Source organism: Vibrio sp. 704, from assembly GCF_033339295.1.
The window spans coordinates 31,288-57,741 of sequence record NZ_JAWOUH010000001.1 but is presented as its reverse complement, the minus strand read 5'-3'; the positions used below and the strand labels follow the sequence as shown (position 1 = coordinate 57,741).

Here is a 26,454-nt window from a genome sequence, read left to right as displayed (position 1 = left end):
ATTTTCTTCCTTACGGATAGTAAATAAATACTCCAGTTAGAAAAAGCTGATGGGCAGATAGAAGTCCAGCTCAAACGCCTCATCATGGCTGAGGAAATGGTTTTTATGATAGTGAACATAAGCGGGAGTAGAACGCTGCTTAAAGCCTGAATTCGGCAACCACTTCTCTAACACCATACTCAATTGAGGAAGAAGCTCTCCATATACCCCTGTTAAGCGAAAAACAGCATGCAAACCACCCGGAATCGTCATTTGATTCACGACACCGCGTACTTTAAGCGGCTTATCAATCGCCATACAAGCCACATAGCGACACTTATCGAGCTCAACCCAAGCGGGGTTGGAGTGATGCAAACCGTATTGAACCGAAAAGTCCCGATTCTCAGAGCTTGCCCACGCCTTCAAAATCAGCCACGCATTACGAATGGAACGGCTATAACCCTCATGCCGCACATAAGCCGCAAAGCGTTGTGGAACCTCCATAATTTTAGGTTCTGGCAACTCGCGTTTAGCAACCCGATGATAACCCGCAGCCACTTCTGGATCTTTTAGATACGGCTTTTCTGCGACTTGTAAATCATGCTTTCGCCACGCGCCAGGAGACATAGCGAACGTTGCTTTAAACGCTCGGCTAAAAGAAGATACCGAGCTAAAGCCGCACTTGTTAGCAATGTCTAACACCGATGAGCTGGTATCAAACATCAGTTGATTGGCGGCGTATTCCATTCTTGTTCGACGGATATATTGATGGACAGACTCCCCTACCACATCTTTAAAAATACGATGGAAGTGCTGTTCAGAATAGGCTGCTACATCTGCTAGCTCTTTAGCCGATAAATCTCTGCTAATGTCCTGGTGAATGTAAAACAGCACGTCATTGATTCTGGAAACTTGTTGATGGCTCACGGAGTAAACTTTCGCTTAAATAGCATAAATGGACATGTTTAACAGCATAAATGGACACACCAAGCTTGGCAATTTACCTATACTATTTCTGACATAAAAAAGATAATTACGAGAAGCACAGCACATGGAAATCGCACAGTCATTACAACAAACTAAGTCATCCTACATCCGAGAGATCCTCGCAGCAGCGAGCGATAAGAACGTCATTTCTCTTGCAGGTGGCTTGCCGGACGAAAAAACCTTCCCGATCGACTTAATGAAACCGACTCTCGAAAACCTCGCGAATATGCCAGAGGTGTTTCAATATGGCGCAACAGCAGGCTACGCCCCGCTACTTAACTTTTTGACCGATTATTACCAGCTGCTAGAATCTCATTTGGCGATGATCACAACGGGCTCTCAGCAAGGGCTAGATTTGATTGCGCGTGCGTACGTGAATCCGGGCGATAAAGTGGTGATGGAAGCACCGAGCTACCTTGGTGCTATGCAAGTATTCGGTCTAGTGCAAGCCAACATCGTGACCGTTTCACAAACCGAGTGTGGTCCAAACCTTGAAGAACTTGAACAATGCTTTGCTACACAGCAACCGAAAATGTTCTATGCCGTGCCCGATTTTCACAACCCAACGGGCGTGTGCTGGGCGCTAGAGACTCGCCAAAAAGTTGCCGAGCTTTGTATACAATACGACGTGGCATTCATTGAAGACGCACCATACCGCGAGCTGCGTTTTTCTGGTGAAGCGCTTCCACTGGTTTCGGACTTCTGCCCACAGCACTCCATCGTATTGCGCTCTTTCTCCAAAATAGCTTCACCAGGCTTGCGTATTGGTGTAGTTACGGGCAAAAGCAGCTACCTTGAGCCACTTATCAAAATTAAACAAGGTGCCGATCTGCACTCTAGTATTCCTATGCAAGCTTTGCTGCATGGTCTACTGCAACATGACAACTTCGAAACGCACATTTCAACCATCTGTGCGCTTTACAAATCACGTTACGATGTCATGTTTGCTGAACTGCAAAAACAGCTGCCAGAAAGTTGCGTACTCAAACCCGTCGATGGTGGTATGTTCGTTTGGGTCGAAATTCCAGAATGCGACACCTTCGAACTGGCGAAAAACCTTCTCGCAAACTGGGTTGCCGTAGTGCCGAGCCCGGTCTTTTATCCAGAAGGTTCAAAGGTAAAAGCCGCTCTGCGTCTTAACTTTACCAATGCCACACCAGAAGAACTGACGACAGCTGTCTCTCGACTCGCGGATGTCCTCAACACGTTGTAATTGAACGCGAGTGTAAGAACCTGCCTTTGAGATTCGAAAAAGTCTCAAAGGCAGCATCAAAAAAGTTCCCCAAAAAATTTATATTTTTCCTTCAAATCAACTCTCTACAGTAAGTGCCTGTTTTCTCTTGAACCTCTCACTCATATAAAAATGAGAACTCAATCACGTATTTGATGGTTAGAAAAGTTACGTCTATCTTTCAGTCAAAGACATCAACTTCGCAGCGTTAATGCTCTCAATTTCAGACACTTTATCAATCGTGGCTTAGCGGTTGATAAACGACTAAAAAAGCATCTGTGGGCATACCCACTACGAAGGGTTGACCAGAACCATTCTGAATGTCGCGAGCCAACCTTTTGATTGGCAATTACGTCAGTGAATCGCACCAAATGACAGAGGGGTTATCAGGATGAATACTCGAACCACGACAGGACTCGTCACCATCGGCTGGTCCGTTACACTTTCACTTTTTACCGCATTCGCCGTGTATGCCAATACGTCGCCAAACTGTAGTGACGTATTAGCGGGCAACACAACCGCCGCATCGCAAAAAATGATGGTTTTATTGGGCGAAGACATCACCAAATCCAACCGTATCACTACGGTGATTCCTGCCGAAAACAATCCATTTGTGACCGAAGAACTGGTTTCGGTTTCTAACGACGTATCGCCAAACGGTCGTCTTTCACAAAAGAGTTTGGAAGAGATTCGGAAAGTCCGCTCAAATCTAGAGAAAGCAGCACAGGAAGTAAGCCGATTACAAGGCACTTTTGAAGTGGCTTTCATCAGTTTGATTGATGGTTACTGCCAATTTTCTAATCATAAACGTACTCAACATGCCAAAATCGACTTTGACCATTTGGAAGGCCTCACTTTGTATTCAATCCCCGCTTTAATAGCAATGGTCGATCAGTCGTACTACATGGCAAAGAATCGAATCGCTAATGAGCAGAAACAGTTAAGCGACATTGAAAAAGAGAAACAGCGGCAGAAACAACAAGCAACTGCGGCAGCAGCCGCTCGTTACCAAGACGGTAACGTACTCGTAAGAGTCGAGAACTTTGATGGCGCTAATGTGACATTTTCCGTTACTAACATTGGATCACAAGGATCGTTACAACCAAATTTCAACACGTTTAATGCATATCGCACAGAAAGTGGAGAATTAATCTACAAGTCAGAATCTTTATTACACCTGGCGGATACTGCAGGTAACACACTTGAAACAATGGGTATCGCTGAGCTCTCATCACAAGGTGGAAGTGACATATCGATCTCTCCTGGAGAAACCCGAAAATTCGTTACTAGCATTGCTTCAGAAGTCGCGCCACATACGCAGTTGAGCTTAGAGTTTCCAGCCAAAGTGCTTAATACCGAACGAGACTTTACATTGTCGTTTTCTGATACATCAGCGGTGGCGACAGCAAACGTCAATTAACGCAAAGTCTCCAGTATTTGTAGAGCGCATCAAAGACAGGCGAGCAGCGCCTGTCTTTCAATTATGATCAAGCCAATAGCTACTGTTTGCACTTGTAAGCATTTGCAAACATCGTCACTGACGTAGAAAAGCTCAACGGTTGATATAAGTACAAGGTATCTGCGCCTAAATCTGCCGCCTTGAGGCGCATTTGGTTTAACGTACCCCAAACCATGTCTTTATCGGCGTGAAGCCAATAGTCGTAAAAGTGTCCTTCTGAGCCGATCACGGTACCCATTAGTTCACAGTTTTCAATCGCATTCACATTGTCCCAAAGCACCTGTACTTGCTCAGATTCTTGAGTTGGGAACGTCACACATCCCGTTAATGATGCCGCTAACGCGAGAGTCATCACTCGCTTTTTCATACTTATATCGCCAAAAATTTTCATAGATGGCAGATTTTATGAATGGCTGATGTGATGACTAGCAAAAACTTTTTATCGCGTGTTCAAGCAGAATTAATGGACAACGGAAAAGATCCAAAAGGTGATCATGCAGCTAGCGAGCAAAAGCCTAATCACTCAGACCTAGCAATAAAGCTGTATCTGAGATACAACAGTAACGATTAAATAGCCGCGAGGGATAGAGTTTGGTTGCTAAAAATAAGCTAATTCGCTACACAGCTACGGAAGTCGCTGATGCATTTGACAAAGAAGATGAGCTCATTAAACAAGTTCAGTCCAACCAACTCTCGCAAGTGCTATTGCTTTGGCAAGTAAAAAGTCCAACGCTCGTGCTTCCCGCGGGTAAGAAATGGCCAGTGTCTAATGAGTTAGAACATGCGTTAAATACGTCTGGCTGGAAGCTCTTTTCTCGTAAAACCGGTGGTGCCCCAGTCCCTCAGGTGCCAGGTATTATCAATCTATCCCACATTTACCACTGGCCAGAAGGCGAGCCTTACAACATCAAAAAAGCGTATCTCGATTTATGTGCAATATTAACGGTTTTCTTTAAACAGCTCGGCGTGAAAGTGGATGTTCATGCTACGCCTTATTCCTACTGCGATGGCGAGTACAACCTCAACATTGGCGGGCAAAAAGTCGTGGGAACCGCGCAGCGTGTTTTACTTAAAAAAGGCGGCGGACAAGTGGTATTGTCACAAGCATGCATTCTGATTGATGCCGACGTCGAGAAGATTGTCGAACCAGTACGAATGTGTAATCAGCTTTGCGGTCACAGCGATGATATTCGTGGTGATGTCCACACACCGCTCTTCCATCATGTATCCGACCGCCCATCGGTAGATTCGCTCTTTCAGCAATTGACGAGTGCGTTTTTAACGCATGCAAAAGCGGAGTAATGAAAGGAGCAAGCCTCCCCCACACTCCGAACAGCATTTGATAAACTAAAACTGCATACCGTGATAGCGATGTAAGAATGGGCATCGCCAACGTAAAACCATTCAATCGATCGACCAAACCAGTTATCAGTTTTGCCTGCCAAAAAGAAATGAGATCCAGTTCAAATATTTATCCATGACGGAATTAGTTGAAGCCTGCGCGTAAAAGCCTCAGAATGTCGCACTTTTCGCACCGATTTGTTTTCGGCGCGTTGTTATCTAACTCTACAATTGAGAATCATACATATGGGTTTTACCTCGTTAGGTCTATCTGCTCCAATCCTTAAAGCTATTCAAGAGAAAGGCTACGACACCCCTTCGCCAATTCAGGCAAAAGCAATTCCTGCTATTTTGGAAGGGAAAGACGTAATGGCAGCAGCGCAGACTGGTACAGGTAAAACTGCAGGCTTTACGCTACCGATTCTTGAGCGTTTATCGAACGGCCCTCGCGTTCGTGCTAACCAAGTTCGTGCACTTATCCTGACGCCAACGCGTGAACTTGCGGCTCAGGTGCAAGAAAACGTGTTTATGTACGGCCGTCATCTTCCACTAAGCAGTGCGGTTGTTTTTGGTGGTGTGAAGATCAACCCGCAAATGCTGCGTCTTCGCAAAGGTGCGGATGTGTTGGTAGCAACACCAGGCCGCCTGATGGATTTGTACAACCAAAATGCGGTGAAGTTCGACCAACTAGAAGTACTGGTACTGGACGAAGCAGACCGCATGCTGGACATGGGCTTTATCCGCGATATTCGCAAAATCCTAGCCCTGCTACCAAAACAGCGTCAGAACCTACTTTTCTCGGCGACTTTCTCGGATGAAATCCGCGACCTTGCGAAAGGCTTGGTGAACAACCCGGTTGAGATTTCAGTGAACCCGGCGAACTCGACAGCGAGAACGGTTGAGCAAAGCATCTACCCAGCAGACGTGAAGAAGAAAGCACCGATGTTGGTTAAACTGATCAAAGACGGCGATTGGAAGCAAGTGCTGGTGTTTACGAAAACGAAACACGGCGCAAACCGTCTGGCGAAGTTCCTGATCGAACAAAATCTACCGGCTGCTGCCATCCACGGCAACAAGAGCCAAGGCGCACGTACCAAAGCACTGGCGGATTTCAAATCGGGTGAAATTCGTGTGTTGGTCGCGACGGACATTGCTGCGCGCGGTATCGATATTCCTCAATTGCCGCAAGTGGTGAACTTTGAGCTACCTAAAGTGGCGGAAGACTACGTTCACCGTATTGGTCGTACTGGCCGCGCGGGCGAAGTAGGTAAAGCGATTTCACTCGTGTGTGCGCTAGAAGCATCTGAGTTGTTTGCGATTGAACGTTTGATTCAAGAAGTACTACCACGTAAAGAGTTGGAAGGTTTTGCGCCAACCAATGTGGTGCCAGAATCTAAACTGGATACGCGCCCAATCAAACCGAAAAAACCTAAGAAGCCGAAAAAACCAAAAGCGCCAAATGCTGCAAGTGAAAATGCCCCAGCAGCCGAAAAGAAAGCAGGCAATGGTGCAAACAAACCTAAACGTCGCTTCAACGGTGGTAGCAACGGCAACAAAAACAGCACCAACCAAGGCGGTGCAGGCAAGCCTAAAGGCAACCGTGAAGGCCAAAGTCGTGCAAACAGTAAACCAGATGACCGCAAACCTAACGGCAACAAGCCAAACAATGCTAAACCTGCAGGAAACAAACCGTCAGGTCAGCGCCGTAAACCTCGTCCGCAGGCGGCAAACTAACCTGTAAACGGCCCCCGATAGCAAATACAACAAAGCCGCTGATAATCTCAGCGGCTTTGTTTTTCTTAGAACACAGTTTTTAGAACGCAGCTTTGTTAAAACAGCCTACATTAAAGGTGTGATTCGAATATCTGCGATTTGCGCTTCGTTCTTTTCACCCTCAATACCACCAGCGTAGATGTAGGTTTCATTCGATTTGAGGTAACTCATATTGAAGTGGTCCTTCAGCGCGACCTGATAGGTTTTTCCCTGCTCCAACGTCACCTCAATTGGCGTTGAGTAACGCATACCTTGGTTTTCACCAATATGGCCCATCTGCAAGTAACCTTGACCAACCACTTTACCTGCATCATCCAATACCTCTAACAATTTCACGGTGTTCGTGATGCCAGTATTAAGTTGCCCTAGGTTATTGTTGTACCAAGCATCGAACTGGTAAGTGCCCGTTACAGGGGCTGTAAACGACTCTGCACCTTTTACGATGCCACTGTCTTTACTCACCGTAACCACTGAGACATTGTCTTTGAGTGGCTGATATTCGCCATCAAGTTTGATGCGGATCTCTTCACCGACACAAACAGGTTGGCTTGGGTTAGAACGGAAGCCTTTATCGTTAATGCTTTCAGCCAAATAACAAGCAAAACCTGTTGGCGTATCGGAATAAGATTGAGCAATCACGTTCTTTTGAATCAGCTCGCCATTGCGATACAAGTTCACGTTGTACTTACTCGTCACGTCAATCGAAACCGAATTATCAACGCTTTTTACCACCAATGTTGGCTCTTGCGGAGAATAAACGCGACTGTCTTCACTTGCGTACGGTTTCACACCAGAAACTAAAGTAATGCTGCTATCTACATTCACAAGCGCGCCCAATGTCACGTGGAAATGCCCCTCATCGTCCATCGTGACATTTTCAACTGGGTAGTAACCTGTGTCATCTTTGCTTACTTCAGGCAAGTCAATCGTTACCGAGTAGTTCTTTCCTTTGAAGGCAAAGTTTTCCAACGTGATTTGTTCAGACTGAGCCAACAAGTTATTGCGCACCCAACTTGTGATAAACGGCTTCACTTCCAACTTGCCCGTTTCGGTATGGATGCCAAATAGGGTCTCTACCACCATGTTCAAGTAGCCACCCACAGACCAAAGCTGACGCTGAGAGTTAATCACTGGGCCATCCATGCTTGGATCTTCACCATGATCACTATGGATGATGAATGACTTACCAGAAAGCCACTCTAAGTTTTCCATGTTGGATAAATTAGTTGCCGTGCCACGAACCAACGATTGAATCGCATTGTTCGCCGCAGCCACGTTTTGTGTTTGATGCGCGGCGCGCAAGCTGTACGCGGTAACAAATGGCCAAATTGCGCGATTATGGTACACAGGCACGTCCGGTTGTTGAGGGAAGTAAACCGGCACGCCAAACTCACTGTGTGGGTAATTGGCCATGATTTGTTTCGCCTGCGCATCACTTGCCACGCCACTGATGATTGCCAACGCTTCGCCCAACATATCGTATTTGTCGACCGCAATGTCTTTGCCATTGTCAAACAAATAGCTTACGTACATACCGCGTTTGGCATTCCAAAACTGCTCGTTGATAGCGGTTTTTAACTGCTCAGCCCAATCGGTGTATTTGACCGCGTTGGTTGAATCGTACTTCTCTGCCAACTTAGCCGCGAGCTGAATCGCGCGGTAGTGAACCACGTTTGTCGATAACGCTTTGCTGCTACCAATTGTATTGACATCGTTTGGCGTCCACGTTGAATACGTTTGCTCACGCCAATCGAGGAAGGATTGTTCACCAGTGTATAAACCGGATTTCGCATCAAAAGCCGCCAGGCGATCGGCTTCAAGTGTATTGCTGATAGCTTTATATGCGCGCTCAGCAAACTGGTTGTACTCTTCCCCATCTAATGCCGAAAGTAAGCGTTCTGCACCAAGCGCCCAAGTCGTGCGGTCGGTACTAATTGGCCAGCTACCGCCCGTGCCCGTATCTTGCACAATCTGCTCGCCATCGTATTGCTGATCGGTCGTATCGCGGAAAGCGGACAATTTGAAATTCAAACCATTTTGCACGCGAGTTGGATTCATCAATGCAAGCGAAAGGTCTGCTGCGTACGCCAAATCACGCGTCCATACGTAATGCCACTTCGCGCCCGTCTCAAAAACTTCCGCTTTGATTGGGTTGTTGTAGTTGTAATTGCCGTCTTTGATTTCAGAAACGGCAAGCTGGTCTAGCTCTTTCATCGTCAATGCAAACAACGCGTCAAACGCGACATCACCCGACACCACTCGCGGCCCTGTTTGCTCATTAATCACTAAGCCTTGGTCGAGCGCATCACGCAATTCTGTCGTCGTTGAAATACCAAATTCACGCAGCTCCGCTTTAGGATCTTTCACCGAGAAAATCACGGTATCACTCGAGTCATCGTAATTGGCGAACAGTTTCACTTCTTTGCTCTGATGCCCTTCATGCACCATTGCAGGGTCGAGAATCGCACCAGAGTAGTATTTTTCCGCTTCTTCTTGCGTTGCTTTCGTCACAGTCATTGTCGCGCGACTTTCATCGGTAAAGCTCACAGAAAACTTGTAATACCCTTTGTCTTCAAACGTGATCTCAGAGTTGCAATCATCGTTCATACACGCTTCATTCGTGTCTGGTTTTGGTAGGTACTCCTGAGCTTTATCGAACGCCGCGGGCTCCTCAAAGTAGGTGTATTGGATCTGCCAACCCGGATCAGCAATCTTGAACTGATTGCTACCTCGAGCGACGCGCAGTACGGTTTCGTACTCGTTATTACCCAAATAGTTTAGCTTGGCATGCTCTGCCGTGCCCCAATCCCCATTTAAACCACGTAAATATAAGTCGGCTGAAATAATTGGTTTGTCGACTGACACTGGCGCATCAGAGGAATCTGACCCACATCCAGCAAGACCAATACAAGACGCGACAGCAAGCGCAATAAAACTCGGTTTCATGTTCATCCCTTAGATTGTTGTTTTGGCGACAGTCTAAAGAACACCTTTTTGAGGAGAAAATAGGAAGTCAGGAGCGAGCTATAGATAACATCTATACGTCAGACCCCAACAGTGATGTAGATCTATGAAATGCGCATAATTTCAATCAAATGAGATTACAGATTTGTGATTTATAAATGAAATTGTGCAAAATACCCCTCGTTCTTAGAGGGGAAAGAAAATGGACAAATCTCTGCAGCAATTTTTACTGGTTGCACGCTGCCAAAGCATCAGTGCTGCGGCAAGAATGGCAGGGTTAAGCCAGCCAACGGTAACAAGCAATTTAAAGAAGCTGGAAGAGAATCTCGGCGTGACGCTGTTTGAACGTCATCCTAATGGCATGGTGTTGACCGAATACGGACGCATCCTCTATCGCCATAGCAACGCGATGCAGCATGAATACAACCAAATGATGCAAAGCATTGATGAACGAAAACAATACCAAGTCGGAAAAATTAAAATGGGTACTGGCGATGCGTGGTGGCCGCTGTTCGTCAAACAAGCACTCAATGACCATCTGACCAAGCAGCCTTCGGCATCTACGCACGTCGAATTTGGCAACCACTTAGGCTTGATGGATTCATTAATCAACGAACAGATTGAATTCTTCATCGGCCACGAGATTGTCGGATTGTCGTCTAAATGCGATGTTACATTTATTCCGCTATTTCAAACGGTTGATGCCTATTTTGTTTCCCCAAACCACCCACTTCTAGGGAAAACCGTCACCGAAGATATGCTGCACGAATACCCCGCTCTTTCGGTCACTTATGACGCTAAGAAATTCGCTCACGTCATCGATAACCCAATCCCGAAGCAAAATGAACGCGAAAGGCAGCAACTGGATGACAGACCGACTTACGAAGTGGATTCTCTGCTCGCCAGTATTGATGTACTGAAAGAAAGCGTCGCGGTGATGTCTTATACCGGCCACCTCAAACCGTATTTGGAATCCTTTGGCTTACGATGCTTAACCATGGAAAACGAACCAAACCCTGGCACCGTCGGGATTTATCGCCACCGCCGAGAAACCTCTGAATCGCATCTAGATCTGATTGCTGGCATCACTCAGCGCGCTAAATTGCTCAACTAGAAAGTCCAAAAACAGGCGAACTCTTTTCGGTTGATATTGGCGGCTTTGATAAATGACATGTAGATCCGCTTCAGCGCCTTGCGAAAAGGCGCTGAAGTTTTTCATATACCCATCCAAAACCGTTACTAAACGTTGTTTTTTGAGGTCTTGCTGAATATCTAAAATGGATTTCAATGCAATCCCCGCACCGTCCAACGCCCATTGTCGAATCACTTCACCATCATCAGAAAATCGCTTTGGCGTGACCGTGATCGATTGGTGAGACTCTTCATCTTTAAAGTGCCACGTTTTTAATTCTTCATTGCTGCGCACCATGGCTAAGCAGCGATGATCCGCGAGATCTTGTGGACAGTTTGGGACACCTTGCTTCGACAAATAGTCAGGTGATGCGCACAGCACGCGTTGACTCGACGCCAGCCTGCGCGAAATGAGATTGCTGTCCGCTAACTCGCCATAACGAATCACCAAATCGAGCCCCGATTCAGCCAAGTTCGATAAATTGTCATTAAGATAAAGATAAGGCGTCACATCCGGATATTGCTCAGAAAAAGCCGACACCATCGGCGAAATAATTTGTTTGCCAATATCTCGTGGAGCTGAAATTTTCAACGTTCCGCGCACTTGCGAAATACCCGTTTGCAGCAAGTTTTCCGTCTCTTTCACGCTATCAATGATGTTAAGACAAGCTTGATGGTACATTGCCCCTGCGTCCGTGAGTGATACGTGGCGTGTGCTTCGGTTGAGCAGCTTTACGCCATAGCGTTCTTCTATCGCTTGCAGCCTTGCCGTTACCGTCGCCGGAGACAAACCTAACTCCCTTCCCGCCGCTGCCAGACCTTGATGTTTAACGATGCTGACAAACAACGTCATATCCGAAAACTTATCCATCTTCGCGCCCTTATTGTTTAGAAAAACTGAATAATCAATTCAGATATTACCCAATTATCAAATTAAATCGAATCCATATACTGGCCCTATCGACATTGTTTAGACCCAGAACGTTATGTGACAGGGCAAAGTTAAACGCCGTAACGCTGTACAACGCACAACAACACGCCCTGCCCAGCCAAGAGATAGGAAACAAAAAATGAAACTGTACATTTATGAACATTGCCCCTTTAGCGCCCGCGTCCGTTTTGTTGCAGGCATGCTGAATATTCAGCTCGATGTCATCAACATTGCTTATGACGACGAGAGCACCACCACAAACCTTATCGGCGCAAAACAAGTTCCTCTTTTGATCAAAGACGATGGTGAAGCCATGGCGGAAAGCTTAGACATCATCAACTACTTCCTTGAATTGGCATCTTCCAGCGAAAAAAGCCAACCCTCAACACCGGTTTTAGACTGGCAAAAACAAGCGTTTTTACCGCTACAAAAAGTCGGGTATCCGCGTTGGTCAAACATGACGTTACCGGAATTTGCAACAGAAACCGCTAAACAAGCATGGCGTGCAAAAAAAGAAACCGAAGCGTTAAATTTTGAAGCTTTGATTAACGATACACCTGCGATTGCGAAAGAAGTCGCCGCCTTGATAGAACAAACTAAACCCTTGCTCAACCTAAGTTCAGAAAAGCAAACGTCACTGGTTGATCAAGCCATTATGTTTTCCATTCTACGCGGCTTTTTCAGTGCGCCCGAAGTGCAATGGGATCCAGCCGTACTTCACTGGATGGCAACCGCTCGTAAAGCGACCAACGTGCCTGTACTTATCTAAGGAGCGCAACATGCAACAAAGAACAAATAAGCTGTTTGAACCAGCTCAACTAAAAGCGTTGTCACTACAAAACCGTATTGTCATGGCACCAATGACTCGCGCACGCACCACTCAGCCTGGCAACATCCCGAATGAGATGATGGCAACGTATTATCAACAGCGCGCTTCTGCCGGGCTGATCATTTCCGAAGCCACGCAAATTTCGGACGATTCTCAAGGCTATTCGTTCACCCCTGGCGTTTACACCGATGCGCAAGTGGCGGGCTGGCAAGGTGTGACCCAAGCGGTCAAATCACAAGGCGCAGCGATGTTTTGTCAGCTATGGCATGTGGGCAGAGTGTCTCACCCAACATTCCAAAATGGTGAACAGCCTATCGCGCCATCTGCGCTCGCTCCGGTAGAGACGCAAGTTTGGATTGCAGATGAACAAGGCAACGGCAATATGGTCGATTGTGTTGAGCCACGCGCCATGACACAAGCGGATATCAACCGAGTTGTCGGTGATTTCGCGAACGCAGCCAAACGCGCCATTGAATCGGGTTTTGATGGTGTAGAAATCCACGGCGGGAATGGGTATCTGATCGATCAGTTCTTAAGAACCAACTCAAACCATCGAACAGACAACTACGGCGGTTCACGAGAAAATCGTATCCGTTTTCTTATCGAAGTAGTGGAGGCAGTTATCGCCGCTGTTGGAGCGCATCGAGTTGGAGTGAGACTGGCACCATTCATTACGTTTAAAGATATGGACTGCCCAGATATCGTGCCAACAATCTTGGAAGCATCAAAACAACTGCAGGATCGTGACATCGCCTACTTGCACTTGTCCGAGGCTGATTGGGCCGATGTACCAACGATTCCAGAGACGTTCCGAATCGAACTTAGAAAGCGCTTTCGCAACGCTATCATTGTCGCAGGTCGCTACGATCCTCAACGAGCAAACGAAGTGTTAGAGAAAGGTTACGCGGATCTTGTCGCATTCGGACGGCCATTCGTAGCAAACCCAGACTTAGTCTCTCGCTTGCAACATCACCATCCGTTGGCAGAACTCGATGGCTCAACGTTGTTTGGCGGAAACGAACGAGGCTACACCGATTACCCTGCTCTGCAACATGAATGCGCAGAACAGGCCTAACAAAAAAAGCCCCAACCTAGCTGCTACGGTTGGGGCTGTCACCAAACTAAAATTGGTTTGAGCTAGCTTAATCTGGCCAAGAGTTAAATCACTTCTAACGCGCCGCTGCGCCAAGGTTCGATAACGACTTTGATGTGATCATTTGGCGTCATTAACTGTCTAAATGCATCTTCCACACCATCGATTCCTACTTTGGCAGTGAGCATTTTCTTCCAAGGCAATTTATGTTCGGCAATCGCTTGTAGGCATTGCTCAAACTCGTGCAGTTGGTAGTAGTAAGAGAATCTCAAGTCGAGCTCTTTTACCGTCGCGTACGCGTAGTTAATGGTTGCTGGAGTCGTATGAATGCCTGATACAACGATTCGCGCTCGGGCAGGGGCGCGGCGCATAAAATCGTCAATCAAGGTATGCTTGCCCACACATTCATAAATGACCAGACGTGAGTTCATCGCGTACTGCTCACCAACGGCGATCTCGTCTTCCTTGGTCGGGTTGATCAATCGATTTGCGCCAAACTCGCTGGCAAGTTGCAGCTTTTCTTCCTGAAGATCGACCGCAAGAATATTGCTGACGCCACGTTGTTTCAGTGCAGTAATCACAGCCAGCCCTATAGGACCGCAACCGACAACCAGCGCTGTTTCTTCCGTCTCGATTTCACTGCGATTGACCGCGTGCAAACCGACCGCCAGTGGTTCAGTCAGTGCCGCCGCCTCAGATGGCATTCCGTCTGGCACAGGTAGCAATAACGCTTCATCAAGCAGGAAGTACTCAGAGTAAGCGCCATAAGTACCCGGAGTAACACCAACGCCCGCGCCATTTTGGCTGAGCAACATCGGCACTGAGGTGACTCGGCTACCAACGGACAACGTTTGCTGCGTATCGGCACCGTATTCGATAATTTCCGCACAGAACTCATGCCCCAACATCACTTGAGCGTGCTCACCGGCTTCATCAGGCATCAACCCGAGCTGGTGGAATACATCAAATACCTCATCCGCGTGTCGAGTAATGTGAAGGTAGGAGCCACAAATGCCACAGGCAAGGCTGCGAACCAACACTTGTCCCGCTGCAGGTTTAGGGATTTCGACTTGCTTCAGGCGGACTCGGCCATCCTGCATTACGATACTGTTCATCTGTTGCATGGGGTTACTCCGCTAGCTCATCGCTTAGGCCAGCAATCGCACCCGGTTTGATGTAACGCGCGGTAAAGCCTTGTGCTTTCGCTGTTGCAATAACAACTTGCTCAATCCAACCTGCATCCATGATGTTGATGAAGTTACCTTCTTCGTCAAAGTTAATGTTGGCACCTTGGATCACCATAAATCCGTCGGCACCGCCTGAGCTTTCAGGGCAGTGGAAGGTGTGAATCGAACCGCCCGGCTCATATAAGTAGCTACCAGCGGTTTGGACTTGGTCTGGATACTCGATGTAGTGCCAAGCGCCACTCAGGGTATAGAAATGCACCACACCAGTGTGGTAGTGCTTAGGCAGAGTGATACCCGGTTTGAATTTGGCGCGAACCACCCAAGTACCGTTTTCTGGGTCTAGAAACAACGGGTAAACATCCACACCCGGTAGCGCGTCTTTGATGATCGACTCTTCGTTGGTGTTGAGAGTGAGTAGAAAATCTTGATGCTGAATAACTTCTGGTAATGACATAACTTACATCCTCGCTATTGCTGTAATGTGGCGTGCTCGCCTATCCCATGAGTGGGTACTTAAAATTCTCGAAACCATCAGATGCACTGATGGTGCAGCCGTTGATACAGCTGGCTTTCTCGCTGACCAAAAACGTCACCACGTTGGCGATCTCTTCTGGTTGAGTGAAGGTTTGGCGCATCTGCTCTTTGCGGATGTGATTCCACAGGCCAATTTCGTCGTATTGTCTTAACATTGCTGTATCAACGCGTCCCGGAGCGACAGCGCAGACACGGATGCCAAGCGGTGCCAGCTCTAACGCCGCACATTTTGTCATCATGTCGACCGCTGCTTTGCTGACGTTGTAGGTAAAGGTCATTTCAGACGCCATTTGCGCGTAAACAGACGATGTATTAAGAATTACGCCCGGTGTACCTTGTGATTGGAATTGTCGCCCAGCGGCGAGAATGCCGTAGTAGACACCATTTTGGTTGACCTTTGAGATCGGCTCAAAATCGGCAACTGGGTCGTGGTCAAGCAGAGGTTTCGGCGCGCCGATGCCCGCGTTGTTGATCATGATATCGAGCGATCCAAACTGTTCGGCTGCATGCTTGACCATGGCTTCCACTTCTTGGTAATCGGTGACGTCCGCAACAAATGTTCGTAGCTGATCTGCATCGAAGTCTTGATACACATTCAGTGATTGAGGGGAAATGTCGACAGCAAGCACTTTGGCTCCTTGCTCTCTCAGCTTTGCAATAATGGCTTGGCCAATTCCACCAGCCGCCCCAGTCACAATGGCAGTTTTATTGATAAGTTCCATACAGCTTCTCATCCATGCGTTGTTGTTATCAAAATGTAACCTAGATCAACTCACTGACACTCACTTGACCTTTTGCGAAGTAAATTTGATACATTGCGATTTACAACCTGTTAACATTTACAAGTCGAGACATGTATATCGTACGAAGTGGCGCTGCCGATAAATTTGATAGCTTGGTTTCCGAACTGGGGCAGAATCCGGTTGAGATTATGGCTGCCGTCGGGCTGTCTGCGGCGCAGTTTCGCAATCCCGATACGTATCTCGCCTACCCTAGGCTGGCTGAATTGCTGGAGGAAGCGGCTGCTCGTTGTCAGCAACCGCTGTTTGGCGTGTTGCTCGCCGAGCGTCAAAACCTACAGAGCTTGGGAGACTTACCAATGCTGGTTTCCCGGGCGCAAACGGTCGGTGAAGCCTTGGCGCGGGTGAATGATTTTCTCTATCTGCATTCGTCAGGGGTCACTCTCAACATGACGCCACAAGATGATTGGGTACGGTTGTCGCTCAATACTGATGTGCACAGCGAACGAGGTATCGCGCAGTTGATGCAGCTCAGTGTGTCGCATCTGGCGATGTTTATTGCCAGTCTGCTTGATATTGAAGCAAGTCACTTCGCGCTACATTTGACTCAACACGCAACATTGGAAGTAGAAAAAAGCAAGTTTGCCCAGCAGAACAAACTGCGTTTCGGTGATAAGTTTGACGGTATCCTACTTAAAGCGACTCTGCTTAACGCTAAGAACCACCAAGATGAAGACGCACTAGAGCGCCATTTTCAACAGCACCTCAAAGAGCTGCAAACCCGTTACCCCAACAATCTCAGTGACCAAGCAGCAAACATGATTGGCCGTCTGCTCTCAACCGGAGAATGCAGCGTTGAGCGCGTTGCAAGAGCATTGGACCTGCATCCGAGAATGCTGCAAAACAAGCTGAAACAACAGGGCACAAATTATCGGCAGCTTTTACAACAAGTGCGTCAGGATTTCGCCGAACAGCGATTGCATGAGAATATTCAGAGTATTACCGATATCGCGTTGCAACTGGGCTATGCAGAAACTGCGGTCTTCAGCCGCCACTTTCGCCGTTGGACGGGGAAATCGCCGAGACAATGGCGACAAGAAAAAACTCAGTTACAAACGTTTAAGCCCATCAGATAAAAGCATAAATAACCTATCGCTCAGACCAAAAAGTGTGAGGTGGGAGGGTTGGTATCGAGAATTTCAGCAATCACAGATAACCCGTGTTTGATGTAGCCTCGGTTTGTTTCTGCTCCCAAACTGATTCGCACGTAAGGCATTGGCTGATTTGTATCGAGAACAAACGGTTTATATCCAGTGATCTGCACCCCTGAACGCTTTGCCGAAGCAACCAGGTCATCGCTATTCCACTGCTCGGGTAGTCTCAACCAAATGTGCTGTCCATTCGGGTGCGAGCTATAAACATGCCCTTCTAAAGCGGCTTTTGCTATTCGTTGTCGCTTAGCAAACTCATTGACTTGAAAGCGAATAAGTCGATTTAACGTACCGTTCTCGATCCACAAATGAGCAACTTCAAATGGTAATGGAGTCGCAGACCAACTCGTTGCCGCTAAACGACCAATCGCGTGCTGCAAAAAATGACGTGGGACCGTCAGGTAGCCAGTGCGCATGCCTGGCGCTACAACTTTGGTTAAACTGGTGACATAGAAAGCTTGTTCGGGTAACAATGTGGCAAGGGGTGGGACACGGTTAGGTTCTAGTGCTCCATACACGTCATCTTCAATGACATAGATGTCGTATTGCTGCGCAATATTCGCTATCGCCTCTCGGCGTTCAACATCCATATGCGCACTAGTCGGGTTAGCCATGCTCGGTGTGCAACACAATACCTTGATTGGTTTGTGTTTACATGCCCATTCAAATGCATCCGGCGTTATACCAAACTCATCCATTTCAAGTGGTTGCAACTTAAATCCAAGCATTCTCGAGCGAGAGATCAAGCCATGATCAACCAAGTGACCACAAGCAACTAAATCACCGTGTTCAACAACTGTGCTTAAAGCCAACGTTAAACCATGGCATGCACCATTTGTGAGTAATATCTGATCGGCACCCACATTCAGCCCTTGGCTACTTAGAAATCGTGCTCCTGACTCAATATGATGAGGCTGACCTGTTACCGGCTTTGCTTTACTGATCAAACCACGATTGTTTGTTTGCCCAGCAATCTCCATTAACGCCTGATTAAAAAGCGTAATGTGGCGATCGGTCACCACTGGATGTGCAATCGACATATCAATTTCATCCGGCGTTTCTTTCATCTCTTGTGTCAGCATGAACTCCGTGTCCGTACTTTCATCCACAAAACCTGATTTGACAAAAGTACCATTCCCAACCCAAGACTCGATCGCCCCTTTTTTCTCTGCATAACCATATGCATGGCTCACCGTTTGTACGCTGACGCCAATTTGCTCTGCAAACTCACGATGTGTGGGTAATCGAGTCCCCGGTTTTAGATAACCACTGCGGACACATTCGACAAGATAGTTACCAATGGAGATGTATTTAGCGGTGCCTGGCCGAATGATCGGGTTCAAAGAAATTGTCATGACACAATATTTTAATTGATTCATTTTTAACGCTCATTGTAACTTCCATTTAACAAACAGCGAACTTTAACTCACAAAATGAGGTGAAATGCACAAAAATAAACCACAATTGTAATGATTGACATGAAATGTATGGGTTAAACAAACATGTTAAACAGCATCGTTCAATCCAAATACAACCCCAGAGGTAAATTGCAATCATTTTTAACGCAGATCTGGCTAGCTGGTAGAAGGTAGAAATACCTCAGCGTCTCCGAAGGCCCATAAGGCGTCGGATTTCTAACAAGGAGAAAATATGAGAGGCGTTGCTTTGCATTTTACACTGGATGAGTTCCAGGATCGGTTAACGAAAGTTCGGCAATCGATGGAAGAAAGAGAATTGGATGTCCTTATCATTCATGACCCTTCTAACATGGCGTGGCTGACAGGCTATGATGGGTGGTCTTTTTACGTGCCACAATGTGTCGTTGTTGGTCCATCTGATGAACCTGTTTGGTTTGGACGCTGCCAAGATGCCAACGGAGCATACAGGACTGCGTATATGTCGGCAGAAAACATTACCTACTATCCAGACCATTATGTAATGAACCCGCCGTTACACCCGATGGATTTCCTAGTCGAAGCCGTACTGGCTCCGCGCCTTTGGGATCGTGGTCGCATCGGCGTAGAAAAAGATAACTATTACTTTAGCGCCACCGCTTACGAATCACTCACTACGCACCTACCGAATGCTCAACTTCTCGATGCAACTGGACTAGTCAACTGGTGCCGCGCCGTTAAATCCGATCAAGAACTGGCGTACATGTACCGTGCCGCTCGCATTGTTGAAAATATGCACCGCGTCGCGTTCGACATGATTGAACCTGGATTACCGAAACACCACCTTGTTGCCGAGATTAACCGCCAAGCCGTGCTCGGGCATGAAGACCACTTTGGCGATTACACCGCGATTGTGCCGCTTTTGCCATCAGGTTCTGATGCTTCCGCACCTCACCTGACTTGGGATGACAGACCCTTCAAGAAAGGCGAAGGGACGTTTTTTGAAATCGCAGGGGCGCACCGCCGTTACCATTGCCCACTCTCACGCACTATTTTTCTTGGCGAGCCTGACGACAAGTTTAAACGAGCCGACGAAGCCCTGACTCTAGGACTTGAAGCGGGCTTGAAAGTGGCAAAGCCCGGAAATACCTGCGCCGACATCGCCAATGCACTAAACCAGGTTCTCGATAAAGCGGGATTCTCACGCGAAGGTGCCCGTTGTGGCTACCCAATAGGTTTGAGCTACCCACCAGATTGGGGGGAACGAACCATGAGTTTGCGAGACACCGATAAAACCATCTTGAGAGAAGGCATGACATTCCATTTTATGCCGGGGCTGTGGTTCAAAGATTGGGGGTTAGAAACAACGGAAAGTATCGTCATTACCCATGATGGAGCAAAAACATTGTGTGATTTTCCACGCCACTTATTTGTTAAACACTAATTTTTCAAACCTTAAGCTCTGTTGAGCCAGGTCTGAGAACTAAAAGGACTTGATATGCAAAAAAGCTCGATCACAGCCACCATAGACTTTGACCGAGAAGGTGTACAGCACGGCTTTTTAACGCTGCCCTATTCACATGACGACTCCGCTTGGGGCAGTATTATGATACCTATCACCGTGATCAAAAATGGTCACGGACCAACCGCACTGCTTACTGGCGGTAATCACGGAGACGAATACGAAGGCATCACCAGCCTGCTAAAATTGACGAACTCGCTTCAGGCAGATCAAATCCAAGGTCGTGTCATTATTGTACCCATGATGAACTTACCTGCGGTACAAAATGCCTCACGTACGTCGTTTATCGATAAAGGGAATTTAAATCGCAGCTTTCCTGGCAACCCCATAGGCACAGTGACCGAGAAAATTGCGGATTATTTTACTCGTTACCTAGTTCCTAAGTGCGATTTTGCGTTAGACATTCACTCAGGTGGTAAAACGTTAGATATCGTGCCGTTCGCCGCTGCCCATCGTCTCGACAATCTCGATCAAGAAGAAGCCTGCATATTAGGTGCAAAACTGTTTGGCGCACCTTACACCATGATCTTGCTCGAAATGGACGCCACCAGCCTGTATGACACTGCCGTGGAGTCTCAGGGAAAAATCTTTGTTACCACCGAACTCAGAGGAGGCGGAACCAGCACTCCAGAAACAATCGCTTATTCCGACCGTGGCATTCGCAACTTCTTACGCTTCTCAGGCAACTTGCCCGGTGACTACGAACAACCAACCCAACCAACTAAGTTATTAGATATGCCAGATGCAAGTTGTTATGTGCAAAGCCAACACCACGGCATCACAGAATACTTATTTGATCTTGGCGATACCGTCAAAAAGGGCGATGTATTAGTGAGAATCTTCTCGACCGAGCGCACAGGTACCGCCCCCGTTGAGTACAAGTCACAGCGCAATGGTATTTTCGCGGCACGTCGTTTTCCTGCTATGGTGAATATCGGTGACACTATCGCAGTTATAGCCGAAGACTGCGGCGAGATAGGCTGATTGAAAAGCCAACTAAAGAAATCAAAACAAATGGCATACCAGAAGCAAACTGGAAAGCACCTTATAACAGCGACCAGTCATCAGCCTTTCATGAAATGATTAGTATTCAACAGGGAGACTCATAATGCGCCTCGATCGCTACGACGTAAAAATTCTACAAATACTTCATGATAATGGTCGTATCACCAAATCTCACCTTGCCGAGGCCATCAACCTATCCGTGAGCCCTTGCTGGGAGCGCGTCAAAAAACTGGAAGAAGCAGGCATCATTGAAGGTTACGGAGCAAAAGTAAATACCGATATTTTGTTCAAACGAACGTCGGTTATGGTTGAAGTTACGCTCAAAGAACACAACGCCCAAGCGTTCAAACGCTTCGAGCAACTGGTTCAACATTCACCAGAAGTCACTGATTGCTATGCCACGGGCGGTGGTATCGATTACATCCTTAAAATTCAGTCAGAAGATATCGACCAATATCAGCGGCTTATCGACAACTGGTTAGACTCAGATGTGGGCATTGAGCGCTACTTTACTTACATTGTGACAAAAACAATCAAACGTGATGCGGGCACATTCGAAGTAAACCAAAACGCTTTGTTATAAAAGGGAAAATGCGTATCAGGCGTGAACAGAAAAAACACCATATTTAACGGCACTAAAAAGAAAGTTCTGACGTTTTAAACCTCGGTATCAGAAATTATTTCGGTCACTTCTCCATTACAGTTTCATTATGGACAACGATGCTGGGAGAAGGACTCATGACAGCACTGCACAGCTTACACGCTGAAGAATTAAAAGCCTCGCACGACATGATGGCGATAATGAAAGACGTACGTTTGGTGAGAGGTTTAGCGTACGTGAATGGCAAATGGGTAAGTGGTGATCAATTTCATCCGGTGGATAATCCAGCAGATGGCACGGTCATCGGTTACATCACTAAGCTATCTCAGCAACAACTCTATCAAGCGATTGATGAAGCCGACCAAGCCTTTCGTCAATGGCGAAAAATGCAAGCAGAAGAGCGCGCTGAAATTCTCATGCGTTGGCACGACCTGATTCTAGAATCAAAGCAAGATCTTGCCCATTTGATGGTGATGGAGCAAGGAAAAACACTAGGTGATGCTGTAGGTGAGATTGACTACGGCGCATCCTTTGTTCGTTGGTTTGCCGAAGAAGCACGCCGCTGTTATGGCGAAACCATCCCAAGTCATATTCCGAATGCGCAGCTATCAACCGTGCGCGAGCCGATTGGTGTCGCAGCACTGATTACGCCATGGAACTTTCCTAATGCCATGATCACACGCAAAGCCGCTGCCGCACTAGCAATAGGCTGTCCGGTGCTCATTAAGCCCGCCAGTGAAACGCCTTTTTCTGCGTTAGCGTTGGCAGAGTTAGCAGACCGAGCTGGCTTTCCACCTGGTGTCTTTAACGTGATCACTGGCGATGCGGTGATGGTGTCACAAACCTTGTGTCACTCCGATAAAGTCAAAGCGCTCTCGTTCACAGGCTCAACTCGAGTAGGCAAACTATTGCTACGCGACGCGGCACAAACCGTGAAGAAGTGCAGTATGGAACTCGGTGGTAACGCCCCTTTCATCGTGCTGCCAGATATGGATATCGAGCAAGCAGCCAAAGCCGCCGTGGATGCGAAGTTTCAAACCGCAGGACAAGACTGCTTGGCCGCAAACCGTATTTTCGTCCCTGACGATAAGTACGAAGCGTTTTTGGAAGCGTTTGCCAAAGAAATGAGCCACATCGTTTTGGGCAATGGCTTAGACGAAAAAACCACCATGGGACCACTTATTAATCGCACTGCGGTGGATAAAGCGCATGATTTGGTGCGTGACGCGCTCGACAAAGGCGCGCGATTGGTAGCGGGATACAACCAGCCCGTACCAGGCGAAAACTTCTTCGCGCCGACATTGCTAGCCGATGTAACCCCTGAAATGGCGGTGTATCGCGAAGAGAATTTTTGCCCTGTGGCAGGCGTATTGCCTTACCAAGACTTAGATACCGTGATTGAAATGAGCAACGACACTGAGTACGGCTTAGCTGCCTATGTTTATGGTCACGATATTCACCAAATTTGGCACTGCATGCGCGGTTTGGAGTTTGGCATGGTGAGCGTGAACTCCGTCAAAATGACAGGGCACCCTATCCCATTCGGCGGCGTGAAACAGTCTGGTCTTGGACGAGAAGGAAGCCGTCACGGATTTGAAGAATACAGCGAGATCAAATACTGCTGCTTAGGCGCTTTACCAACCGTCAGTGGCAGTTGAGACACGAAATATGGATATCCAATTATTCGAGGAGAAGGATCATGAGTAACAAAACCCAACAACTTTTAGAGATCGATCGTCAGAGAGTATTTCATGCCTCAACCCACCTGAAGCAGTATGCGGCCGGGGAGCTTCCGGGAAGAATTATCTCGAGCGGAAGCGGAATACGCATCACCGATTCAGAAGGCATCGAGCTGATAGACGGCTTTGCCGGGTTGTATTGTGTAAACATTGGCTATGGCAGGACCGAAATGGCCGATGCGATTTATGAGCAAGCCAAAGAACTGGCGTACTACCACACGTACGTCGGTCATACGAACGAAGCGCTCGTGACACTGTCAGATCGCATCATCAAAATGGCGCCTGAAGGCATGAGCAAAGTTTACTACGGCATGTCAGGCAGCGACGCGAACGAAACTCAACTTAAGTTGGTATGGTATTACAACAATGCTCGTGGTCTACCAGAGAAGAAAAAAATCATTTCGCGTGACCGCGGCTACCATGGTTCAAGTATCGCGTCCGGTTCAATGACAGGTTTGCCGCTGTTCCACGCCCATTTTGATTTACCACTTGAGCGTATCAAACACACCATCGCGCCATATTATTATCGCCGTGAAGACGAGAGTATGTCTGAGCTCGAATTCTCTCAATATTGCGCAGATCAACTCGAAGCGATGATCTTGGAAGAAGGCCCAGAAACGGTAGCAGCAATGATTGCAGAACCAGTGCTCGGTACTGGCGGTATTGTGCCACCACCAGCAGGGTACTGGCAGGCGATTCGCAAAGTACTCGACAAATACGATGTACTCTTGATTGCGGATGAAGTGGTGTGTGGCTTTGGTCGCCTCGGCTCCGATTTTGGCTCACTCCACTACGACATGAAACCAGATCTCATCACGGTAGCGAAAGGATTAACTTCGGCGTATCAACCGCTGTCTGGCGTGATCGTCGGTGAACGAGTTTGGAGTGTGCTAGAAAACGGCACCGACCAATGGGGCGCTATCGGACACGGTTATACCTACTCTGGTCACCCAATGGGAGCGGCAGCCGCGAACTGCAACCTCGATATCATTGAACGTGAAGGCTTAGTGCAAAACGCGGCCGAAGTCGGCGCTTACTTGCAGCAACGTATGGCAGAGACGTTTAACGATCATCCATTAGTCGGTGATACTCGTGGCGTTGGCTTGTTGCATGCGTTGGAGTTTTCTTCAGACGAGCTTCGCCGAGCACACTTTGATCCAAACTTGAAAGTAGGCCCGCAAATCGCGGCGGCCTGTTTAGAGCAAGGCTTAATCGCTCGCGCCATGCCACATGGTGACATCCTCGGTTTTGCTCCACCGCTTATCGCGAATCGTAACGATATAGACACTATTGTCGACAAAGCGCATCAAGCGGTAAACAAAGTGATGGATAACCTCGTCACATCTAAACAGTGGCAGCCATAACCCACCTAGATTTCAGTAATGCTCGCGGGCTTTGGAGAAGGCCCGCTTTGCACTTTCCATTAAAGAGATAACAAGCCAACCAAACATTTTAGACCCATAGGAAGCACTATTATTTACTACAAGTGGCAATAGTGGGTAAAATGCCCCAAATTGCGCACTAACTGGATAAAACATGGCAAAACTTACCCTTCAAGAACAAATGCTGAAAGCTGGCTTAGTTAATGAAAAGAAACTAAAGAAAGCGAAGAAAGGCTCTAAAAAATCACGCGTTCAAGCACGCGAAGTAAAAGCGGCGGTTGAAGAGAATAAACGCCAACAGTTAGAGCGTGATAAACAATTGAGCGAGCAGCAAAATGCTGAGCGATTAAACAAAGAGATCAAAGCGCAGATCAATCAATTGATTGAGATGAACAAGATCGACTTAAAAGATGGCGACATCAAATACAACTTCACTCACGGCACGCTAGTGAAATCTCTTTATGTAGATTCACTTATCCGCGAGCAGTTGATCAAAGGTATTTTGGCAATCGCAATTGTTGGTGAAAGCTATGTTGTCATTCCACGTGGAGTAGCGAATAAAATTGCTCAACGTGATGAGTCCGTCATCATCGAACAAAAAGAACCTGAATCGGACATTCCAGCAGAAGACGATCCATACGCAGATTTCGTCGTGCCTGACGATTTGATGTGGTAACAATAAATTAATCGATGCATCAACGAAAAGAGCCGCTGATGTAACATCAGCGGCTTTTTTTATAGAAAAATAATCTACGGAGATGATGTGTTGTTATTGCTTACTTAGTAGCAAATTCGCACCTGATGCGGCTAAAAACAGCGAACATCCGCGATTGAAACGTTTCGCCATTTTTGGATTTGAAAACCAGTGTCTCAAGTACAAACCAAAGATGGCATAGATTGAAATGGCGACCATTTCTAATATCAAAAACGTGGAGCCAAGGGCAAAAAACTGCTCTTGAACGTTGGCATTGGCATCAACAAATTGCGGCAAGAATGCAGTAAAAATAAGTATCGCTTTCGGGTTGCCAGCAGCAAGCGTAAATTCTTGCTTCGCAAGTCCTGCGTAATTGCGCGAATTGTCCAAGTCAGAGATCGGGCTGGAGTCTGAACGCCAAAGGTTAAACGCAATCCACAGTAGATACAGCGCCCCTACCAGCTTTATTGCCAAAAATAGCATTTCTGACGTATACAAAATCACAGCCAGACCTGATGCAGACAACGCAATCATTGCTGAAAAAGCGGCAATTCTGCCTAAACTAGCCGTAAACGCGGCCCTAAAGCCGTAACAACGCGCATTATTCATTGCCAATAAATTGTTTGGGCCTGGAGCCATATTTAGAGCAAAGCAAGCAGGGATAAAAAGGAGAAGCTGCCAAATATCCATAATAAAATGGTCTTAGTGAGTGATTTTGATCGGTACC

The 26,454-nt window shown here is 47.2% G+C and carries 23 protein-coding genes and 1 pseudogene; 14 read left to right on the top strand and 10 right to left on the bottom strand.

The features are described from left to right. Window positions 1–36 precede the first annotated feature (36 nt). Window positions 37–906 carry an AraC family transcriptional regulator gene (locus tag R7R24_RS00245; RefSeq protein ID WP_005387011.1) on the bottom strand — a complete coding sequence of 290 codons (870 nt, stop codon included), beginning with the start codon at window positions 904–906 and terminating at the stop codon, window positions 37–39. Window positions 907–1,030: 124 nt separating this feature from the next. Between R7R24_RS00245 and R7R24_RS00240 the strand changes: the two genes are divergently transcribed. Continuing rightward, window positions 1,031–2,179, top strand: a complete 1,149-nt coding sequence (locus tag R7R24_RS00240) for a PLP-dependent aminotransferase family protein (protein ID WP_054577731.1) — start codon at window positions 1,031–1,033, stop codon at window positions 2,177–2,179. Between the two features lie 409 nt (window positions 2,180–2,588). Next, complete coding sequence (locus R7R24_RS00235; protein ID WP_005373748.1) at window positions 2,589–3,617, top strand: hypothetical protein; 1,029 nt, start codon at window positions 2,589–2,591, stop codon at window positions 3,615–3,617. A gap of 79 nt (window positions 3,618–3,696) precedes the next feature. Here the strand turns inward: R7R24_RS00235 and R7R24_RS00230 are convergent, their stop codons facing one another. Further along, a complete protein-coding gene (locus R7R24_RS00230) occupies window positions 3,697–4,023 on the bottom strand; it encodes a DUF4156 domain-containing protein (protein ID WP_031778841.1) in 327 nt (108 codons plus the stop codon). A gap of 224 nt (window positions 4,024–4,247) precedes the next feature. Between R7R24_RS00230 and R7R24_RS00225 the strand changes: the two genes are divergently transcribed. Next, complete coding sequence (locus R7R24_RS00225) at window positions 4,248–4,958, top strand: biotin/lipoate A/B protein ligase family protein (RefSeq protein WP_005373753.1); 711 nt, start codon at window positions 4,248–4,250, stop codon at window positions 4,956–4,958. A gap of 59 nt (window positions 4,959–5,017) precedes the next feature. Here the strand turns inward: R7R24_RS00225 and R7R24_RS30955 are convergent. After that, window positions 5,018–5,095: pseudogene (locus R7R24_RS30955) on the bottom strand (VOC family protein); the annotation flags it as partial. A gap of 148 nt (window positions 5,096–5,243) precedes the next feature. Between R7R24_RS30955 and R7R24_RS00220 the strand changes: the two are divergent. Then, a complete protein-coding gene (locus R7R24_RS00220; RefSeq protein ID WP_054577730.1) occupies window positions 5,244–6,731 on the top strand; it encodes a DEAD/DEAH box helicase in 1,488 nt (495 codons plus the stop codon). Window positions 6,732–6,836: 105 nt separating this feature from the next. Here the strand turns inward: R7R24_RS00220 and R7R24_RS00215 are convergent, their stop codons facing one another. Further along, window positions 6,837–9,716 (bottom strand): MGH1-like glycoside hydrolase domain-containing protein, encoded by a 2,880-nt coding sequence (locus R7R24_RS00215; RefSeq protein WP_054577729.1) that lies wholly within the window; start codon window positions 9,714–9,716, stop codon window positions 6,837–6,839. Window positions 9,717–9,936: 220 nt separating this feature from the next. Here R7R24_RS00215 and R7R24_RS00210 point away from each other — a divergent pair, with 220 nt between their 5' ends. Continuing rightward, entirely contained in the window at window positions 9,937–10,848 is a 912-nt protein-coding gene (locus R7R24_RS00210; RefSeq protein ID WP_054577728.1) for a LysR family transcriptional regulator, read from the top strand. Here the strand turns inward: R7R24_RS00210 and R7R24_RS00205 are convergent. After that, complete coding sequence (locus R7R24_RS00205; RefSeq protein ID WP_053304585.1) at window positions 10,801–11,736, bottom strand: LysR family transcriptional regulator; 936 nt, start codon at window positions 11,734–11,736, stop codon at window positions 10,801–10,803. The two genes, R7R24_RS00210 and R7R24_RS00205, sit on opposite strands and share 48 nt — an antisense overlap. A gap of 199 nt (window positions 11,737–11,935) precedes the next feature. Here R7R24_RS00205 and grxB point away from each other — a divergent pair, with 199 nt between their 5' ends. Both grxB and R7R24_RS00195 read left to right on the top strand, forming a co-directional pair. Further along, entirely contained in the window at window positions 11,936–12,565 is a 630-nt protein-coding gene (gene grxB, locus R7R24_RS00200) for a glutaredoxin 2 (RefSeq protein WP_021452472.1), read from the top strand. Window positions 12,566–12,575: 10 nt separating this feature from the next. Next, entirely contained in the window at window positions 12,576–13,700 is a 1,125-nt protein-coding gene (locus tag R7R24_RS00195) for an alkene reductase (RefSeq protein WP_054577727.1), read from the top strand. 83 nt (window positions 13,701–13,783) lie between these two features. Here the strand turns inward: R7R24_RS00195 and R7R24_RS00190 are convergent, their stop codons facing one another. The 3 genes from R7R24_RS00190 to R7R24_RS00180 are packed head-to-tail and all read right to left on the bottom strand — an operon-like array spanning window position 13,784 to window position 16,161. After that, entirely contained in the window at window positions 13,784–14,842 is a 1,059-nt protein-coding gene (locus tag R7R24_RS00190; RefSeq protein WP_191115796.1) for a zinc-binding dehydrogenase, read from the bottom strand. Window positions 14,843–14,846: 4 nt separating this feature from the next. Next, the gene (locus R7R24_RS00185; protein ID WP_005479856.1) at window positions 14,847–15,359 is read right to left on the bottom strand and encodes a 2,4'-dihydroxyacetophenone dioxygenase family protein; all 513 of its coding nucleotides are present in this window, start codon (window positions 15,357–15,359) and stop codon (window positions 14,847–14,849) included. Window positions 15,360–15,399: 40 nt separating this feature from the next. Continuing rightward, complete coding sequence (locus tag R7R24_RS00180; protein ID WP_054577725.1) at window positions 15,400–16,161, bottom strand: SDR family NAD(P)-dependent oxidoreductase; 762 nt, start codon at window positions 16,159–16,161, stop codon at window positions 15,400–15,402. Between the two features lie 131 nt (window positions 16,162–16,292). Here R7R24_RS00180 and R7R24_RS00175 point away from each other — a divergent pair, with 131 nt between their 5' ends. Beyond that, window positions 16,293–17,315, top strand: coding sequence for an AraC family transcriptional regulator (locus tag R7R24_RS00175; RefSeq protein WP_054577724.1), 1,023 nt, complete (start codon window positions 16,293–16,295; stop codon window positions 17,313–17,315). 20 nt (window positions 17,316–17,335) lie between these two features. Here R7R24_RS00175 and R7R24_RS00170 read toward each other — a convergent pair whose 3' ends face one another. Then, window positions 17,336–18,769 (bottom strand): PLP-dependent aminotransferase family protein, encoded by a 1,434-nt coding sequence (locus R7R24_RS00170; RefSeq protein ID WP_081008262.1) that lies wholly within the window; start codon window positions 18,767–18,769, stop codon window positions 17,336–17,338. Between the two features lie 271 nt (window positions 18,770–19,040). On the opposite strand from R7R24_RS00170, the gene doeA reads away from it, so the two are divergent. The 6 genes from doeA (at window position 19,041) to R7R24_RS00140 (ending at window position 25,709) form a co-directional block, all read left to right on the top strand. Next, window positions 19,041–20,228 (top strand): ectoine hydrolase DoeA, encoded by a 1,188-nt coding sequence (gene doeA, locus R7R24_RS00165; RefSeq protein WP_005373780.1) that lies wholly within the window; start codon window positions 19,041–19,043, stop codon window positions 20,226–20,228. A gap of 54 nt (window positions 20,229–20,282) precedes the next feature. After that, a complete protein-coding gene (gene doeB / locus R7R24_RS00160) occupies window positions 20,283–21,290 on the top strand; it encodes a N(2)-acetyl-L-2,4-diaminobutanoate deacetylase DoeB (RefSeq protein WP_005373782.1) in 1,008 nt (335 codons plus the stop codon). A 124-nt stretch (window positions 21,291–21,414) separates the two neighbouring features. Continuing rightward, the gene (locus tag R7R24_RS00155; protein WP_005387046.1) at window positions 21,415–21,894 is read left to right on the top strand and encodes an Lrp/AsnC family transcriptional regulator; all 480 of its coding nucleotides are present in this window, start codon (window positions 21,415–21,417) and stop codon (window positions 21,892–21,894) included. A gap of 155 nt (window positions 21,895–22,049) precedes the next feature. Then, window positions 22,050–23,570: an NAD-dependent succinate-semialdehyde dehydrogenase gene (locus R7R24_RS00150; RefSeq protein ID WP_042523255.1), complete on the top strand. Its 1,521-nt coding sequence runs from the start codon at window positions 22,050–22,052 to the stop codon at window positions 23,568–23,570. 41 nt (window positions 23,571–23,611) lie between these two features. Then, window positions 23,612–25,015: an aspartate aminotransferase family protein gene (locus R7R24_RS00145; protein WP_042523257.1), complete on the top strand. Its 1,404-nt coding sequence runs from the start codon at window positions 23,612–23,614 to the stop codon at window positions 25,013–25,015. A gap of 172 nt (window positions 25,016–25,187) precedes the next feature. Further along, window positions 25,188–25,709 carry a DUF2058 domain-containing protein gene (locus R7R24_RS00140; protein ID WP_017633576.1) on the top strand — a complete coding sequence of 174 codons (522 nt, stop codon included), beginning with the start codon at window positions 25,188–25,190 and terminating at the stop codon, window positions 25,707–25,709. A gap of 93 nt (window positions 25,710–25,802) precedes the next feature. Here R7R24_RS00140 and R7R24_RS00135 read toward each other — a convergent pair whose 3' ends face one another. Next, complete coding sequence (locus R7R24_RS00135) at window positions 25,803–26,417, bottom strand: LysE family translocator (RefSeq protein ID WP_054577723.1); 615 nt, start codon at window positions 26,415–26,417, stop codon at window positions 25,803–25,805. Between the last annotated feature and the right edge of the window lie 37 nt (window positions 26,418–26,454).